Annotated in this window: 16 protein-coding genes; 11 read left to right on the plus strand and 5 right to left on the minus strand. The window is 40.1% G+C overall.

What is annotated here, in order from left to right; genetic code table 11:
* Positions 1-205: 205 nt before the first annotated feature.
* Positions 206-448 carry a hypothetical protein gene (locus tag RH40_RS13815; RefSeq protein WP_009602187.1) on the plus strand — a complete coding sequence of 81 codons (243 nt, stop codon included), beginning with the start codon at positions 206-208 and terminating at the stop codon, positions 446-448.
* Positions 449-474: 26 nt separating this feature from the next.
* Here RH40_RS13815 and RH40_RS13820 read toward each other — a convergent pair whose 3' ends face one another.
* A complete protein-coding gene (locus RH40_RS13820; protein WP_009602188.1) occupies positions 475-1,509 on the minus strand; it encodes an NADP(H)-dependent aldo-keto reductase in 1,035 nt (344 codons plus the stop codon).
* 121 nt (positions 1,510-1,630) lie between these two features.
* Between RH40_RS13820 and RH40_RS13825 the strand changes: the two genes are divergently transcribed.
* Positions 1,631-1,942 (plus strand): DUF6482 family protein, encoded by a 312-nt coding sequence (locus RH40_RS13825; RefSeq protein ID WP_009602189.1) that lies wholly within the window; start codon positions 1,631-1,633, stop codon positions 1,940-1,942.
* Here the strand turns inward: RH40_RS13825 and mutH are convergent.
* Both mutH and RH40_RS13835 read right to left on the minus strand, forming a co-directional pair.
* Positions 1,939-2,604 carry a DNA mismatch repair endonuclease MutH gene (gene mutH, locus RH40_RS13830; RefSeq protein ID WP_009602190.1) on the minus strand — a complete coding sequence of 222 codons (666 nt, stop codon included), beginning with the start codon at positions 2,602-2,604 and terminating at the stop codon, positions 1,939-1,941. The genes RH40_RS13825 and mutH overlap by 4 nt on opposite strands.
* 223 nt (positions 2,605-2,827) lie before the next feature.
* Positions 2,828-4,963 (minus strand): glycoside hydrolase family 18 protein, encoded by a 2,136-nt coding sequence (locus RH40_RS13835; protein ID WP_009602191.1) that lies wholly within the window; start codon positions 4,961-4,963, stop codon positions 2,828-2,830.
* A 719-nt stretch (positions 4,964-5,682) separates the two neighbouring features.
* On the opposite strand from RH40_RS13835, the gene rppH reads away from it, so the two are divergent.
* The 4 genes from rppH (at position 5,683) to RH40_RS13855 (ending at position 10,385) form a co-directional block, all read left to right on the plus strand.
* Positions 5,683-6,195: an RNA pyrophosphohydrolase gene (rppH, locus tag RH40_RS13840; protein ID WP_009602192.1), complete on the plus strand. Its 513-nt coding sequence runs from the start codon at positions 5,683-5,685 to the stop codon at positions 6,193-6,195.
* Positions 6,196-6,197: 2 nt separating this feature from the next.
* On the plus strand, positions 6,198-8,444 hold the full coding sequence (ptsP, locus tag RH40_RS13845) for a phosphoenolpyruvate--protein phosphotransferase (protein ID WP_009602193.1): 2,247 nt from the start codon (positions 6,198-6,200) through the stop codon (positions 8,442-8,444).
* Positions 8,445-8,701: 257 nt separating this feature from the next.
* Positions 8,702-9,523: a prolipoprotein diacylglyceryl transferase gene (gene lgt / locus RH40_RS13850; RefSeq protein WP_009602194.1), complete on the plus strand. Its 822-nt coding sequence runs from the start codon at positions 8,702-8,704 to the stop codon at positions 9,521-9,523.
* Positions 9,524-9,533: 10 nt separating this feature from the next.
* Entirely contained in the window at positions 9,534-10,385 is an 852-nt protein-coding gene (locus RH40_RS13855) for a thymidylate synthase (RefSeq protein WP_009602195.1), read from the plus strand.
* Positions 10,386-10,439: 54 nt separating this feature from the next.
* Here the strand turns inward: RH40_RS13855 and RH40_RS13860 are convergent, their stop codons facing one another.
* Positions 10,440-11,585, minus strand: coding sequence for a Na/Pi symporter (locus RH40_RS13860; RefSeq protein WP_009602196.1), 1,146 nt, complete (start codon positions 11,583-11,585; stop codon positions 10,440-10,442).
* Between the two features lie 386 nt (positions 11,586-11,971).
* Here RH40_RS13860 and nhaR point away from each other — a divergent pair, with 386 nt between their 5' ends.
* Both nhaR and RH40_RS13870 read left to right on the plus strand, forming a co-directional pair.
* Positions 11,972-12,862 carry a transcriptional activator NhaR gene (nhaR, locus tag RH40_RS13865; RefSeq protein ID WP_009602198.1) on the plus strand — a complete coding sequence of 297 codons (891 nt, stop codon included), beginning with the start codon at positions 11,972-11,974 and terminating at the stop codon, positions 12,860-12,862.
* Between the two features lie 139 nt (positions 12,863-13,001).
* Positions 13,002-13,289 (plus strand): ArsR/SmtB family transcription factor, encoded by a 288-nt coding sequence (locus RH40_RS13870; RefSeq protein ID WP_009602199.1) that lies wholly within the window; start codon positions 13,002-13,004, stop codon positions 13,287-13,289.
* A 93-nt stretch (positions 13,290-13,382) separates the two neighbouring features.
* On the opposite strand, the gene rpsT is transcribed toward RH40_RS13870, so the two are convergent.
* Positions 13,383-13,643, minus strand: a complete 261-nt coding sequence (gene rpsT, locus RH40_RS13875) for a 30S ribosomal protein S20 (RefSeq protein WP_004410238.1) — start codon at positions 13,641-13,643, stop codon at positions 13,383-13,385.
* A 246-nt stretch (positions 13,644-13,889) separates the two neighbouring features.
* Between rpsT and murJ the strand changes: the two genes are divergently transcribed.
* The 3 genes from murJ to RH40_RS13890 all read left to right on the plus strand — a co-directional run.
* Complete coding sequence (gene murJ / locus RH40_RS13880) at positions 13,890-15,452, plus strand: murein biosynthesis integral membrane protein MurJ (RefSeq protein WP_009602201.1); 1,563 nt, start codon at positions 13,890-13,892, stop codon at positions 15,450-15,452.
* 91 nt (positions 15,453-15,543) lie between these two features.
* Positions 15,544-16,479, plus strand: a complete 936-nt coding sequence (gene ribF, locus RH40_RS13885) for a bifunctional riboflavin kinase/FAD synthetase (RefSeq protein ID WP_009602202.1) — start codon at positions 15,544-15,546, stop codon at positions 16,477-16,479.
* 64 nt (positions 16,480-16,543) lie between these two features.
* Positions 16,544-17,484: class I tRNA ligase family protein (locus RH40_RS13890; RefSeq protein WP_009602203.1), on the plus strand; the 941-nt coding region annotated here is incomplete at its 3' end.

The following is a 17,484-nucleotide window of genomic DNA, read 5'->3' on the forward strand; positions in this document are numbered from 1 at the left end:
TAAAAATAACACATCTATTCATACCTCTACTAATGAAAATACAAAGAGTTAAAATTTCATAACTCACTATTTCAAATAGTAACGTGTGTTTTCGTAAAAATAATAGTTAATCCGTTTCCTCATTTAATTGGCTGCGGAAAAGTGGCGAATTAAAAATTAATATATCTATTCGTTGTCCTTTTCCCGGCTTCCTTTGGAGAAGATCATGAAAAAATCCTTATATCTAAAACTAGCAACCTTACTTATAAAAGCTGATGTTATCCGTGAAAAAAGAAATAAAAATCGTATGGTAAATTCACTCCCATTACATAGTGACTATTTACTAAAGGATATCGGTGTAACTAAAGAGGGATATATACTAGAGACAGGAGAGCCGGATTGTGTGAAAGCTAAACGTCGTGTTCGTCATATAAAACGCGTTCTTAATGTTCGAATATCAGCATCATAGCTACAGGGGGAGCGTTGCTCCCCTTTTTATGGACAAGGGTTTGGGTAGAGTGTATGAATGCTCTCTAAATCACGGATAAAATCTTCGGAGAGGGAGATTGTTAAGCTGTTAATATTAGCCTTTAGTTGAGATAAGGTGGTTGCCCCAATAATATTAGTAGCGACAAAAGGTTGAAGGTTTACAAAAGAGAGTGCCATTTGAGCCGGATCTAGCCTGTGATCTTTTGCCAACTCTACATACGCTTGAGTCGCTTTTATACCCTGTGGCGTAAAATAACGCTGAAAGCGCTCGTAAATAGAACAACGTGTACCATCTGGTTTTGCATTATTGAGATATTTACCGCTCAAACAACCAAAAGCTAACGGTGAGTACGCGAGTAATTTAACTCCTTCATGATGGCTGATTTCTGATAATCCAATTTCAAAACTACGATTTAGTAGGTTATATGGGTTTTGAATTGAGATGATTCTTGGTAAATCATGTTTTTCCGCTAATCGAAGCAGCGTCATTACTCCCCATGGCGTCTCATTAGAAACCCCGATATATCGAACTTTGCCTGCTTTAATAATTTCGGATAATGCCTCGAGTGTTTCGATTAATGAAACATCCTCATGCTGTTCGATATAAGGGTAATTTAAGGTGCCGAATGTATTGGTCTTTCTTTGAGGCCAATGTATCTGATACAAATCAATGTAATCGGTTTTTAGTCGGCGAAGGCTATCATCAATAGCGAGTTGAATGTTTCTTCTATTAAGTGACATATTGTCACGGATATAAGGGACATTGCGAGGTCCCGCTATTTTCGTGGCAAGTATGACTTTTTCTCTCTTTTGAGATTTGGATAGCCAGTTGCCTATGTAGCTCTCGGTTAATCCTTGGGTTTGTTTTTGTGGCGGGACGGGGTACATTTCAGCAGTATCAATGAAATTGATACCGCGCTCAAATGCATAGTCTAACTGACTAGATGCGTCATTTTGATCGTTTTGCTCACCGTATGTCATTGAGCCTAAACCAATGTTACTCACTTCTAAAGTAGAGTGGGGTATCTTTACATATCGCATTAGTGATCCCTGTAGATATTTTGAAAGTGATCCTACTATATGGAATGTGAGTAACAAAAAATGTGAAACATTGCGCTTTATCTGTTTCAAAACATAAAATTGACGACGTTTGGAGGGATATATGCAAAAAAGTCAATTAGATAGGTGGATTCACGGTGAGCACGACGCTGATTTTATTCCACCAAAGGTTTTTGTCATCGGATGTTCGGACTTGTCTCAGTATCTACTAGCTGTGGAATACAAGGATCAGATTGAGCCGATAAAGAAAAACGATGAGCCACTGCATTTCGACTCACTCGAGTTAGTCAAAGAAGAACTCATCCGGTTAGGCGTCGAGCAAGCTTTCTTGCGACTTCACAATGCCTACGACGAGTTTGGTGGTGGAGATGCTCCGCTTTACTATGATGAAGAGTTACCATTAACGCCGCACTAAATAAAGTGATTGGCTAGTATCTCTGCAGTAAACTGGGTTCGCAAATAAAACCCTCTCGGTAGGGCTTGTATGGTGCGTCCGCTCGTGCCGTACGCCCTTGTTCTTGCTCTGTTATTCGCAGCTTTTGGGCGTAGTTGCATCACCTGTCCCATTCGAGCTGATATGGCGCTAACGTTACCTAGTGCAATGTGCTCCATTATCTCTTCCCAATCTGCTCTTAACATATCCTCCTCACGCTGTGACGGGGTCCAGAGAAGCGGTGCACCCACTCTTCTCTCAGCTAAAGGAATTTCTCTTTCCCCTTCTACGGGGATCCATAGTACTTTAGAGAGCTTATGTCGTACGTGGCTGTTTTCCCATGTCAGGCCATGTATGCCAACCAGTGGTGCCACCGAAACAAATGTTGTTTCAAGTGGCTTACCCGAATGACTGACTGGAATAGTCTTCAGCTCAATCCCTAATTCTGCAAAGTCTTGCTCTGGCCGGCTACCTGCTTGTGCTCCTAGATGCTTTTCTATTATTTGCCCCACCCATCCTTTATCACGACGCAGGTCTTGCGGAACCGCAATACTGAGCTCATCGGCTAACTCTCTCAAACTAATACCTGAGATGTCTAATGCGCGGTTTAAAAGCTCTGTTTCTGATTTTGGTGCTGGTTTCATATTAAATTAAGTGATTTCAGTTAGGGCAATACAATGGCTATTTATTATAACCTTAAATATGATCATAACTTGATACATGCCTCAAGGGAAGGTGTTGGCCTTTGCAGATATTAAGGTATGAGATATCGGAAAATAAAAGATAGGCGTCATTTCTTCATGGGTTATTCCAAATGACGCCTTTTTCTATGCTCAAGCTGTTTGAGGCTATTTGAGAGTGATTATGTTACGGCATAAAGTCAAAGTAATCTGACTTAATTTTTTCTGCAACGTCCTGAACTTCATTGGGCGTAAGAACACCGGGGCTTTTCCATGATTCCAACATCATTTTATTAATATAAAAATCAAAAATATCTGTTGCCTGATCTACTTCAAAATTTTCCATGGGGCGATTTTCATCAGATATCAGCCTTTTATTAGCATTGGCATGGACCATTTGTAGAATAGTTGACTGGGGACTATCTAGATGCGCTTCTTTGAAACTCTTAATTTCTTTTTTTAAGAGTTTTTTTCTCTCATCGTCTAATTTGACGTGCTTATATTCAATGGCCATGATATCACTTGTTTTTCTGCCTATGTACTGCGATATATGCTGTTGAAGCAGAGCATCTTTCATGTCGTGCTGCTTTAATTCCTTGATAGCATTTGTGACTGCATTCTGTATTGTGGGGTGCACACATTTTAGCTCGAGGCCTCTCCAGTCGTTTTGTATAAGCTCCTGCTTTGTATATTCACTAGGAGAAATAGAGTGGGCTTCACCATCATAGAACTGCTTAATTGAAGCGATATAGTCTTTTCCTTTTTCTTTTGCTAACGCTCTAAATTCATTTATTTTTTTACAGTGTTCTGGCGCGAAATTAGCTTGGTCGAATAGCATCATTTCGCGCATAAATTGAGTATCAGGAGAAAGGCTTTCCCTAACATCATGTATTCCGTCAATTTTATCGAGAGCTCTTTTTAGTGCGATTGTATCAGAGTAAGTTAAGGGTAAAGGGTAATTGGTAATAAGGTGCTTTAAGAAGTCGCTAATAGGATCTACGGAATAAGAATCTGGATCCTTAGTCGTATAATTTGCGCTTGACACTCGGTTATTATATTTAGTGATATTTATAATGGAGTCATTAATAGGCTGTGGTTGCTTATGGGGCATTTCCTTGATTTTCACCGCGCTTTTGATGACGTCATCCATTGCAAACATCTGATGTGTAACTTTATATCCGAGCCCTTCACGAGCTGCATTGTGATTGAGACCTGAATCTACGAAAACATCCCGAGTAAATAACCCTCCCAAACCCTTATCATTCGAAAAGTTCGCTTTAACGGCTATCATACGAGGACTCTCTGTAGAGAAGTTTCGTTTATTTTGGATGTCAAAGATAAAATCGAGATTGTGCTCTGAATCGGTTTTTAGCTCGTACTTTTGCGGCATGTCTTGGCTAAAGTTCATGCTATCGGTAATTTTGGGTACTTTATCTTTGTTGTTGGTCAAAGAATGTCCTTCTGTGAGATAGCTCATATTGGAATATTCTAGTTCCAAATTTTTAGCATCAATACCTGACCCTATAAGGTATTCGATAGCTTGAATCGTAGACCAATGGTTATCTTGTGGAGAGAATATATTTGCGTGATGTTTGAGTTTTTTATCAGCTTTTAAGGAACTAAAATACCACTTGTCGACTTCATAATTGAGTAGTTCTTTAATAACATCTGCTTCGTCTTGGTCTTTTGGTATTCCTGAAGCAATACTGATCGTTAAATTGATGTCATTACTTAATCCACGTAGTTCATCAATAAAACGCTGATATTTGTGACTGTCTGAGAAGGCTTCTTGGCCAAAGTCGATACTTATGTGATTAATAAATTTATATTGCTTGAGAAAAGAACTTACAGAACCAAGTAACTTTTTATCACTGATCATGGACTTTGGAATGATGATTCCTACTCTATTGCCCGAAAGTTCAGATAGAGCCTTTAAACCGCCAAGTAACGGTCTGGATGGACTAAGATTCTCTTGGTGTACTTTGTCAGCTAGCCCACTCAGGCCTCTTATTTTCCCTACTTTTTTCTCTTCTCTGTTTAGTTCTATTATCGATACAAAAATGGTGTCATATTTTGCCAGTTCATTAAACTCAAAGTCGTTTGTTTGAAAGTAGCCCCGCTGATCAGACAAATATGCACTGAGTGTAGGTTTATCAATGTCTTTCTGATAGTGATTTAAATATTTTGCCCTATCAATAGCATGTAACATTGATATTTGGCTTTTTTGAATGCTTGCCTCTTTGTCAGTGGAAGACATACTGAATGATGATGCTGACAATATGAGCCCAACTAGAGAGGTAAGAAAAATGGTTATTTTTTTCATAAACGATCGATTTTGTTATTTAAGATGAGGCTGTTAGTTTAGTTATAGATGAGTCAATATTCTTTTACTTATTGATATATATAAGTATTCTTTATAAATCTAGCTTTAATTAGTAGCTAGATTTTCTGCCATTTGAATGGAATCAAATGGAGATCTCTTAAATTGAGCCTGATCCAAAAGTGTTTAGGTAAGATCATTTGTCTTCAGTTATCCACAGAGAGTGAAAAATGGGTGTGAATTTATTTTTCTGTATGAATAAACAGTGCTTTAACTTTGCATTTTGTACTATTTCTCTGTTGAATTTACAAATTTACAGTTAATAGATGTGGATAACAAAATCATTGATGGATCTTTGACCTATGTTTTGTTATCAACTTTTTTTTACTTTTCATGAAAAGACTTAAAATAAAATGGTGATTTAAGTGTATGTTATTAATGTTGTTTTCTTATCTTTCTTTTGTTTTTGATCTGGTGTTCTCATTTTTGTTGGGAGCTAAAGATCACTTTTTCTAAGATTTTTCACAAGTTTATACACAGAAAAGGTGTATAAATGTGGTCTGTGTCTCATTGGGTTGTGGGCAACTATGTATTGGATTAAAAGTTATCCATAATAAAGCCATTTAGATTGAATAGCTCTCATCTATGTAAGACTTCGTTTGCTCCTGTTTTGGATCTGTGGAAAAATCAGTGTAATTATAGATTTGAATAGAGGTTGGCCAGTGATAGATGGCGAGGGTTACCGCTTAAATGTGGGGATTGTAATCTGTAACAGCCATGGTCAGGTCTTCTGGGCTAAAAGGTATGGGCAGCATTCTTGGCAGTTCCCTCAGGGTGGTATCGATGAGGGCGAAACTCCTGAGCAAGCCATGTTTAGAGAGTTGTATGAGGAAGTCGGCCTCACATCGAGCGATGTTAAGGTGGTCGCAACTAGCCGCCATTGGCTAAGATATAAATTACCCAAACGGCTCGTACGCTGGGATTCCAAACCCGTTTGTATTGGCCAAAAACAGAAGTGGTTTTTGTTACGTCTTGATTGTGATGAGTCAAACATCAATATGCAGCGCGGTAAATCACCTGAGTTCGATGGCTGGCGATGGGTGAGTTATTGGTATCCTGTTCGTCAGGTTGTTTCTTTTAAACGAGATGTATATCGACGGGCGATGAAAGAATTTGCTTCGGTGGCAATGCCCTTTAAACAAAGAAAAACAAAAGGTAAGCGTAAAAGAGGATAATTATGCTTTCTCAGCTAAGAGAGATTGTTGAACAAGTTTCGAAAGTTTATGAAGTACATCAGGCACTCGATATCTTGGTCAGTGAGACATGCAGTGCAATGAATGTCGATTGTTGTACTGTGTACTTAGCAAATGATGAAAAGCAGCGTTTGGAGCTGATGGCGACCAAAGGGCTCAAGTTTCATCAAGAGGAGATCCATATCAATTTTGGTGAGGGCTTGGTTGGGCTGGTTAAACGTATAGAAGAGCCGCTTAACTTGGCTGAGGCATCAAAACACCCGGACTTTAAATTTTTCTCTCAACTGGGCGAAGATATCTATCAAAGCTTTCTGGGGACACCGATTATTTACCGCAAAAAAGTCCTCGGTGTCTTAGTGGTACAGCAGAAATCTCCACGATTATTTAGTGAAATAGAGGAGTCATTTCTTGTCACTCTTTCAGCACAGATTGCGGTTATTATTGCTCATGCGCAAACTCAAGGTAATTGGTTATTAGAGAAAAACCATTCTGCTTTACATGGTATTCCTGCTTCGTCCGGTGTAGCAATTGGTGATTTATGGTGGGATGATACACATCCTAGCTTGGATGATGTTTGTCCAGCATCAACATTAGATATTGCTCAAGAGCAGGAGTGGCTGCTATTAGCGCTTGAAGATGCGTTGAATGATTTTCGCCGATTGAGAAAAAAACTCGACAGTGAAATTAACAAAGAAGCTCTGGCTATCTTTGATTTGTTTACACACTTGTTAAATGATCCCATGTTACGTAAGGATTTAAAGTCCAAAATTCAAAAAGGCAATCGTGCTGATTGGGCTTTACGACAGGTTATTGAATCATACTCCAATCGTTTTGCCAGTATGTCTGATGTGTATCTTCGCGAGCGTGCACAAGATTTAAGAGAGCTTGGTCAAAGGTTGCTGTTTTTTCTTCATAACAGTGAGCCTAGTCAACAGACATTCAACCAGCCTGTTATTTTGGTTGTCAGAGAGCTATCTGCAAGTTTACTTGCCACACTACCTAAAGATAAAATTTTAGCGGTCATTGCTTTAGAAGGGGCCGCTAACTCTCATGCTGCAATACTAGCTCGAGCGCTTGGAATCCCGACTGTTTTAGATATTAAGCTTAATTTAGATGATGTAAATGGACAAAAAGCGATAGTCGATGGGTATAGCGGTAAAGTTATTGTTTGTCCCTCGCAACAATTACTAAATGAGTACCAAGAGCTATTAAAAGAAGAAATAGAATTAGCTGATAAAGTCCAAAAGGGGTTAGGGGAACCGACGTTAACCAAAGACAAAAAACGTATTGAGGTTATGTTGAATTCTGGGCTTAGCTCTGACAATAATACCTCGATTAATCAAAGTGTTGATGGAGTCGGGCTTTATCGCACAGAAATTTCTTTTTTGTTAATTCATCGTTTCCCTTCAGAAGAAGAACAGGTACAGCAATATCAAACAGTGCTTGAGCGTTATCCCTCAAAACAAGTGGTAATGCGCACATTGGATGTGGGGGGAGATAAGCCTTTACCCTATTTACCTATCGAAGAGGATAATCCATTTTTGGGGTGGCGTGGTATTCGCTTTACTTTAGATCATCCTGATATCTTTCTGATGCAGGTTCGTGCAATGATGAGAGCAAGCTCTGGACATGAAAATTTGAGTATCTTGTTGCCTATGATTTCAGGGTCTCAAGAGCTTGATGACGCTATTGCTCTTATCAAGAGGGCATTTAGTGAAGTTTGTCAGCTTGATGGTAATATCAAAATGCCCAAAATCGGCATTATGGTTGAAGTGCCATCAATGGTGTATTTATTACCTTTCGTGGCAGATAAAATCGACTTTGTCTCCGTTGGTAGTAATGATTTAACCCAGTATCTATTAGCGGTTGATAGAAACAACTCGCGCGTTTCAGATGTATATGAGTTAATGCATCCCTCTGTAATAATGGCGCTCAATCATATTCGAGCTCTTTGTGAACAATTTAAGCTTCCAGTATGTATATGTGGTGAAATTGCAGGAGATCCTATGGGAGCACTTTTAATGGTAGGGCTTGGCTATCGAAGTTTGAGTATGAATACGTCAAATGTGGCTAAAATAAAGTATCTTTTACGCCATACTGAAACGCAAGAGTTAGAGTCACTTGCTGCAAAAGCCTTGAAAAAACCGTACGGAAAAGACATTGATAGAATGATGCGTACTTTTCTTGAACAAAAAGGTTTTGCTGGCTTTATTCGTGCTGGTAATAAATAGGTTTTGTTGTTCCGAATAATTACAGTAGAATCATAGGTAACTCACAGCATCAAAGTATCTTATCGATAGTGGCTCTAATGAGTGTTCTAAGTCGATGAAAAACATGAATAGCAACATGAATTTCGTAGCTCAAAGAGGATTCACTTCGATAACTTCCTTCGTCTTTTAATGTGTGCGTGTTGGAACTATGTCGCTATAGAGAGTTCTTACATTATAATTTTCGCGGTTTACCTCAATTTTTAAGAGTACAAATTAGTATGCCTCAAGAATACCTTACCTTTCCCAATATTGATCCTGTGCTGGTATCGATAGGTCCTTTGTCTATCCGTTGGTATGGCCTCATGTATTTGGTCGGCTTTGCGTTTGCGTTATGGTTAGCAAACCGAAGAGCAGATAAGCCCGGTAGCGGTTGGACTCGTGAGCAGGTCTCAGATCTGCTATTTGCAGGCTTCCTTGGTGTTGTCATCGGGGGACGAGTCGGATATGTGCTTTTTTATAATTTCGACCTTTTCCTTCAAGACCCTTTGTACCTTTTTAAGGTCTGGACTGGGGGAATGTCTTTTCACGGTGGCCTTCTTGGTGTTATAGCCGCTATGTTTTGGTATGCGAGGAAAAATCATCGAGCTTTCTTTGAAATTGCCGACTATGTCGCCCCTCTTGTACCCTTTGGATTAGGCGTAGGGCGTTTGGGGAATTTTATGAATGGTGAGCTTTGGGGACGCGTTACTGATGTTCCATGGGCGATGGTTTTTCCAAATGGTGGTCCATTCCCGCGCCATCCCTCGCAACTTTATGAGATGCTGTTAGAAGGCATTGTTTTGTTTATTATATTAAACATTTTTATTAAAAAATCCCGTCCTCTTGGTGCCGTATCAGGATTATTCCTCATTGGCTACGGCAGTTTTCGCTTCCTCGTAGAATACGTGCGTGAGCCTGACCAACAACTTGGTTTGTTCGGTGGGTTTATTTCAATGGGACAGATTTTATCATTGCCTATGATCATTCTTGGTATTTTGATGATGGTGTGGGCCTATAAGCGTGGGGTTTACACATCAATACAACCAGAAAAATCAAAGTAAGGGTAGTAAAGTGAGACAATACTTAGATTTATGTCAGCGTATCGTTCAGCACGGAGAGTGGATTGAAAATGAGCGCACCGGCAAACGCTGCCTGACGGTTATTAATGCAGATCTAACTTATGATGTGGCTAACCATCAATTTCCTCTTGTGACCACCCGTAAAAGTTATTGGAAAGCGGCTGTTGCTGAGTTATTGGGGTACATTCGTGGCTATGATAATGCCGAAGATTTTCGTAAATTGGGAACGAAAACTTGGGATGCGAATGCTAACCAAAACGAGGCTTGGCTCAAAAACGCCTACCGAAAAGGTTCCGATGATATGGGAAGGGTGTACGGTGTCCAAGGAAGAGCTTGGGCAAAACCTGATGGTGGTCATATCGATCAATTGCGCAAAATTATTGAAGATTTAGCGCGTGGTGTAGATGATCGAGGCGAAATTCTCAACTTTTATAATCCCGGCGAGTTTCACATGGGGTGTTTGCGTCCTTGTATGTACAGTCACCACTTTTCATTATTAGGTGATACTCTGTATTTAAATAGTACTCAACGCTCGTGTGATGTCCCACTTGGACTCAATTTTAATATGGTTCAGGTCTATGCATTTCTTGCGATAGTAGCTCAAATTACGGGTAAGAAAGCAGGTCAGGCGTATCATAAGATAGTTAATGCTCACATTTATGAAGACCAATTGGAATTAATGCGTGATGTGCAGCTTAAGCGTGAGCCATTTAAGGCACCAAGTTTTCAGATTAACCCTGATATTAAATCTCTCGAGGATTTGGAAACTTGGGTCACATTAGATGACTTTTCGGTTGAAGGGTATGAACATCACGAGCCGATCCAGTATCCATTTTCGGTGTGATTAAACCAGAGAAGAGAAAAAGCCCACACTATTGTGGGCTTTTTCTCTTTTTGTTTATGCTGTAATGGCAAGAATAGTACCCGGTAGAGCAACAAATACTGTTACTAGATAGGCTGCAACGATGGCTTTATTCTTTACCGCAGCGTCAGAGATGAAGTCGGCTCCCTTAACAGGTAATTCTCTTAAGAAGGGGATACCATAGATGACAACGGTTGCCATAATATTGAATACTAGATGGACCAGTGCAATTTGCAGAGCAAATACGGCGAACTCTCCAGAGACAGCTGTTGCGGCTAAAAGAGCAGTAATACAGGTGCCAATATTCGCGCCAAGTGTAAATGGATAAACGTCTCGCACTTTGAGTACTCCAGAGCCAACCAAAGGAACCATCAGGCTGGTGGTAGTTGAAGATGATTGAACAAGTACTGTGACAATTGAGCCAGAGAAAATACCGTGTATTGGGCCGCGGCCGATAGCATTTTTTAGTATCTCTCGCGCACGACCAACCATCAGGCTTTTCATGAGTTTACCCATTGCTGTGATAGCAAGAAACACAATTGCAATACCGATACCAATAAGAAGCACGCCACCTACCGTATCCCCAAAGGCTCCCAATGGCTCTTTTACCATATTAACCACAGGCTTGGTGATAGGCTTGATAAAATTAAGCCCTTTGATACTCATGTCCCCTGTAGCTAGAAATGGGGATACCAGCCAATGGGAGATCTTATCAAGGATACCAAACGCCATTTCAAGCGGTAAAAAGATGGCAACAGCAAGAAGATTAAAGAAGTCATGGATCGTAGCACTCGCAAAAGCACGCTTGAATTCTTCTTTACAACGCAAGTGACCGAGTGACACCAATGTATTGGTGACTGTTGTACCAATGTTTGCGCCCATGATCATAGGAATTGCTGTTTCCACAGGAAGTCCACCCGCAACCAGACCAACGATTATCGAGGTAACGGTACTGGAACTCTGAATTAATGCTGTTGCAACTAGACCTATCATTAGGCCCGCGATTGGGTGTGAAGCAAACTCAAAGAGTACCTTTGCTTGGTCGCCTGTTGCCCATTTAAATCCACTTCCTACCATAGACACTGCTAAAAGCAGTAAATACAACATGAATGCCAAGTTTGCCCAGCGCAACCATTTCATAGTATTCGATACTGGTGCAGCCGAAGTTGTTGCTTGGTTCATAATCATTTTCTCCGTTGGCCGATAGATACTTTGTTTGGCCTATTGTTGAAACTGAGGGCGATGTTAGATGGCAAATATTTCACTAATATTACACTTATATGTATTCTTGGGTTTTTTATCGATAAAGTGAATCTGTCCACTTACTTGTGTTGTTCTTTTGATTTAAGTTATTGTAATTTATGGTTTTTGTTTTTTGTGATTAAAGTTGGGAATCAAAGATAAAACTGTGATAATCGATATTTCAAGCAATGGAGTTGTCATAATTGTTTTTTTATTTTCGAAATAACTTACTAAAACCATCAATGTTTTCGTTTTTTTCGATCTATTGTTGTCACTTAGAGCTTTTGGTATAACGTGCACATTGAAGGAAAACGTAATCTAGGTTTATGTCACATTTAAATTACAATCATCTCTATTACTTTTGGATGGTCTGTAAACAAGGTTCAGTTACCAAAGCAGCCGATGCACTCTTCTTAACTCCTCAAACAGTTACCGGTCAGATAAAGTCACTTGAAGAGAGAATGGATGGGAAACTTACCAAGCGGAATGGTCGCAGTATCGAGCCAACAGAGCTTGGCCAACTCATTTATAAGTACGCAGACAGGATGTTTGGGTTAAGCTACGAAATGCTGGATATCGTTAACTATAGCCAGCGCTCTAATTTATTATTTGAGGTGGGTGTTGCGGATGCACTTTCAAAGCGGCTTGTGAGTAAAGTTTTAATGAATGCGGTTCCAGAAGATAACAGTATTCACTTACGTTGTATTGAGTCCACCCACGAACTTTTACTTGAACAACTCTCCCAACATAAACTTGATATGATTTTATCAGATTGTCCAGTGGACTCTAGTCAAAGTCCAGGGTTATTTAGTAAGAAATTGGGAGAGGTAAATATGAGCTTTTTTACCTTTACTCCCATGACGAAGCCATGTTTTCCAAATGTCCTTGAAAAAACAAAATTACTTATTCCAGGCAATCGTTCTGCTATGGGGCGTAAGGTGCTTCAGTGGTTTGATAGGCAAGGTATACAGCCAAATATTTTGGGTGAGTTTGATGATGTTGCTCTAATGAAAGCATTTGCACAGTATCATAGCGATGTTATTTTTCTCGCACCATCAGTGTATATTTCTGAAGTTAAAAATGATCGCAATCTTCAACTCATCGGTCAAGTTGATGAGTTAAAAGAAGAATACTATGTCATCTTTGCTGAAAGAATGATTCAGCATCCTGCTGTCAAAAATGTTTGTGATACTGATTTGTCTGTTTTATTGGGCTAACTTTGATGGTCAGATTAGAAAACGAGTACAGTCGCGTTGGTTTCACAGTTAAGTGATATATAATCTTTTTATGCGAACTCAACGCACACACATTTGAATTGACTTAAAGTTGCCTAATTTTAAAGGAGAAATCGCGACAATGAAGCAACATGAAATGGAAAAATACTCAACAGAGGCTGTAGTGCTTTTGAAAGCGATGGCAAATGAGAGACGTTTCCAGATATTATGCTTATTGGGCGATAAAGAGCTATCTGTGGGAGAGCTATGTCAGTTACTTGACCTCAGTCAATCTGCCTTGTCTCAACATTTAGCTTGGCTTAGGAGAGACGAGATTGTGAGCACTCGAAAGGAAGCCCAAAACGTTTTCTATACCCTAGATAATGAGAAAGCTAAAAGTGTTATTCACTTGTTGGGGGGGACTAAATAAGCTCAATCTCAAGGTTAGGTATGGTATTTGAGAAAATGGAGATATAAAAAAACCGGCTAATGCCGGTTTTTTTACATACTACAATCAGCTCTATTATAGTGCTTTGATTGCAGCTGCAAAGCGAGACTTATGACGAGCAGCTTTATTCTTATGAATAAGGCCTTTAGTTGCCATGCGGTCTAGGATTGGTGTAACTGTAGCAAAAGCTTCAGTTGCAGCAGCTTTGTCGCCTGCTTCAATAGCAGCAACAGTTTTCTTCATGTAAGTGCGCATCATAGAACGACGGCTAGCGTTGTGCTGGCGACGTTTCTCAGCTTGGATAGCGCGCTTCTTAGCAGATTTACTATTTGCCAAGGGTCTAACTCCCAAAAACGTAGTTCGGTGACAATTTAAGGCCGAGGAATATCCCTCATTTGCGCCAAAATGTCAAATGGTTTGTGCAAAAACCCATCGAGCCAAACAAATTTGGATTGAACGGTCTTCGCGGTTAAGATGGCGGTGATTCTAACAGCATTTTTTTTTCAATGCTAATACTAATCTGCCCTGCTAGTGACATTCTGAGTATAAAGTGGGGCAAATATTCTGATTCATGAGGTTAATGTGAGTAAACGTCTACTCAAGTCAGGCATTATTGTTAGTGCGATGACATTGGTTTCTAGAGTGCTGGGTTTAGTTCGAGATGTTGTTGTTGCGAATATTATGGGGGCAGGGGCGAGTGCTGATGTTTTCTTTTTTGCCAATAAGATCCCCAACTTTTTAAGACGATTGTTTGCAGAAGGTGCCTTTTCACAAGCTTTTGTCCCAGTGTTAACTGAATATCATGCTTCAGGAGATTTAGATAAAACTCGGCAATTGATTGCTAGGGCCTCAGGAACCCTCGGTGTAATTGTAACCATCGTGACCATACTCGGTGTTTTAGGTTCCGGTGTTGTGACGGCTCTATTCGGTTTTGGTTGGTTTTTAGATTGGCTAAATGGAGGACCATCTGCAGAGAAGTTTGAATTAGCAAGCTTTATGTTGAAGATTACTTTTCCATATTTATGGTTTGTTACCTTTGTTGCCTTATCCGGGGCAATACTGAATACATTAGGTAAATTTGCTGTCTCTTCATTTACTCCTGTATTTCTCAATGTGATGATTATTCTTTCGGCATGGTACATTACTCCCCATATGTCTCAGCCAGAGATTGCCCTTTCTATTGGTGTATTTCTTGGAGGGTTGGTCCAATTCCTGTTTCAAATTCCTTTTCTTATCAAAGCCGGTGTTATGGTTAAGCCAAGGTGGGGATGGCGTGATCCAGGTGTTGTCAAAATACGAACCTTAATGTTACCAGCACTTTTTGGAGTATCCGTCAGCCAGATTAACTTGTTATTTGATACCTTTATTGCGAGCTTTTTAGAAACAGGTTCAATCAGTTGGCTGTATTATTCCGATCGTTTGTTGGAATTTCCGTTGGGACTATTCGGTATTGCGATTGCCACTGTGGTATTGCCCGCTCTTTCTAAAAAACATGTCGATAAGAGTAGCGATGGGTTTGCTCATACCATGGATTGGGGAGTAAGAATGGTTTGCCTATTGGGAGTTCCAGCCATGTTGGGGTTAATTGTGCTCGCTAAACCTATGTTAATGGTTTTGTTTATGCGTGGTGAGTATACCGCTCAAGACGTAGATAATACCTCTCTATCTCTTATTGCTTACGCATGTGGTCTACTTAATTTCATGTTAATTAAGGTACTAGCTCCGGGCTATTACTCCCGTCAAGACACAAAAACTCCAGTGAAATTTGGAATCATTGCTATGGTCGTGAATATGATTTTTAATGCGATACTCGCTTGGTTTTATGGCTATATAGGTCTAGCGATAGCGACTTCCCTATCTGCCTTTGTCAACATGGCATTACTGTACCATGGCCTGCAAAAACAAAATGTGTATTCAATTACTAAAAAAACCATTGTGTTTTTCTGCAAGCTAATTATTGCAGGGGGGCTGATGAGCTTGGCTATTACTTATCTGCTCAATGACAACAGTGTCTGGCTGACTTGGCAATGGTTGGAACGGGTAAAACACCTTTTCTTGTTGATTGGTTTTGGTGCCGTTGTTTATGTAATTTCTCTTTTATTAATGGGAGTTCGACTAAACGACTTAAAATCAGCGACAGAGTGAGTCTGATTAGTATATAATCCGTCGGTTCGGTAGGTTACGTTTTCGTGCTTTGTAGATTTAATCCCACTAAACAGGTTTTTAGAAGTCTCTAATGGAATTGATTCGAGGTATCCATAACATTCAGCCACATCACAAAGGATGTGTGTTAACGATCGGAAATTTTGATGGCGTACATCTGGGGCATCAAGAAGTATTGCGTCGTGTTGATAGTCAGGCAAAAAAGCTTGGGGTACCCTCTGTTGTTATGACGTTCGAGCCCCAGCCAATGGAATTATTCCTTGGTCATAAAGCACCAGCAAGATTAACACGCCTTAGAGATAAGTATGCTCAGATACGTACGCTTGGTATCGACCGCCTGTTGTGTGTCAGTTTTAATAAAAAACTGGCTAACTTGGCGGCCGATCAGTTTATTGCCGATCTTTTGGTTAAGAAGCTTGGGGTAAAATTCCTCGTTGTTGGCGATGACTTCTGTTTTGGTCGAGACCGAGCTGGAGACTTTTCTATGCTGCAAAAGGCAGGGAAAGAGTATGGTTTCGATGTGGTAAGTACACAAAGCTTCTGTTTGAAAAGTATACGAGTGAGCAGTACTGAGGTGCGAAAAGCCTTGGTTCAAAATCAGCTTTCGCTGGTATCGCAGATGTTAGGGCGTAGGTACAGTATTAGTGGTAGGGTATCTCACGGCCGGAAAATTGGTAGAACCTTGGGGTTTCCTACTGCGAATGTTCCTCTAAAACGTAACGTTTCCCCAATATCTGGGGTTTATATTGTTGAAGTTTATGGAATTAACGACTCACCAATTGGTGGCGTTGCTAATATCGGCCACCGACCGACAGTTGATGGAAAGAAACAGCAGTTAGAAGTGCATTTATTTGACTTTAACGCAGATTTATATGGTAAACAGATTGAGATAGTTCTGTTATCTAAGCTTCGAGATGAAAAGAAGTTTGAGTCATTTGAGTTACTTAAACAACAAATCAAATTGGATGCTGAAGCAGCTAGGGTGTGGTTGCGTCAGCTTGAGCGTTGAGCGGTTTATTCCACCGTTCAGCATAATGTCTAATTTTCGCCCAATATAACGGAATTAAGAATCGATGAGTGATTATAAAGATACCCTGAACTTACCTGAAACAGGGTTCCCAATGCGTGGCAACTTGGCCAATCGTGAGCCAGAGATGCTCAAACGTTGGTATAAAGAAGATCTTTACGGTGAAATCCGTAAAGCGAAGAAAGGCAAGAAGTCATTTGTGCTTCATGATGGTCCTCCATATGCGAATGGTGACATTCACATTGGTCACGCGTTAAACAAGATTCTTAAAGACATTATTATCAAATCAAAAACTCTGTCAGGCTTTGATGCACCTTATATTCCTGGGTGGGATTGTCACGGTCTTCCAATTGAATTAATGGTAGAGAAAAAAGTTGGAAAACCTGGACAAAAAGTGACAGCAGCGGAGTTTCGCGAGAAGTGCCGTGCATATGCTTCTGGTCAGGTCGAAGGGCAGAAAGAAAGCTTCAAACGTTTGGGTATAATGGGAGAGTGGGACAAGCCTTACCAAACGATGGATTTTGCAACGGAAGCCAATATTATTCGTGCTTTAGGCAAAATTGCGAGTAACGGCCATTTATTGAAAGGCTTTAAGCCAGTCCACTGGTGTACTGACTGTGGCAGCGCTTTGGCGGAAGCAGAAGTTGAGTACAAAGATAAAGTTTCACCTTCTATTGATGTACGCTTTAAAGCGGCGGATGAAGCTGCGTTATTGTCAAAGTTTGAAATTAATGGAGATGATAAAGGTCAAGGTGATATCTCTATTGTTATTTGGACAACGACACCTTGGACTCTTCCAGCAAACCGAGCGGTTTGTCTGCGCGACGATCTTGAATACGTTCTTATTCAAACAGCAAGTGAGCGTATTATTGTTGCTGCTGAACTCGCGAAAGATGTAATGGAGCGTGCAGGTATTGAAAATTACCACACTCTTGGTTTTACTAAAGGTGCAGATCTTGAACTTCTGCAGTTCCAACATCCTTTTTA

It is taken from the genome of Vibrio caribbeanicus ATCC BAA-2122 (assembly GCF_000165125.1).
Taxonomy (GTDB): domain Bacteria; phylum Pseudomonadota; class Gammaproteobacteria; order Enterobacterales; family Vibrionaceae; genus Vibrio; species Vibrio caribbeanicus.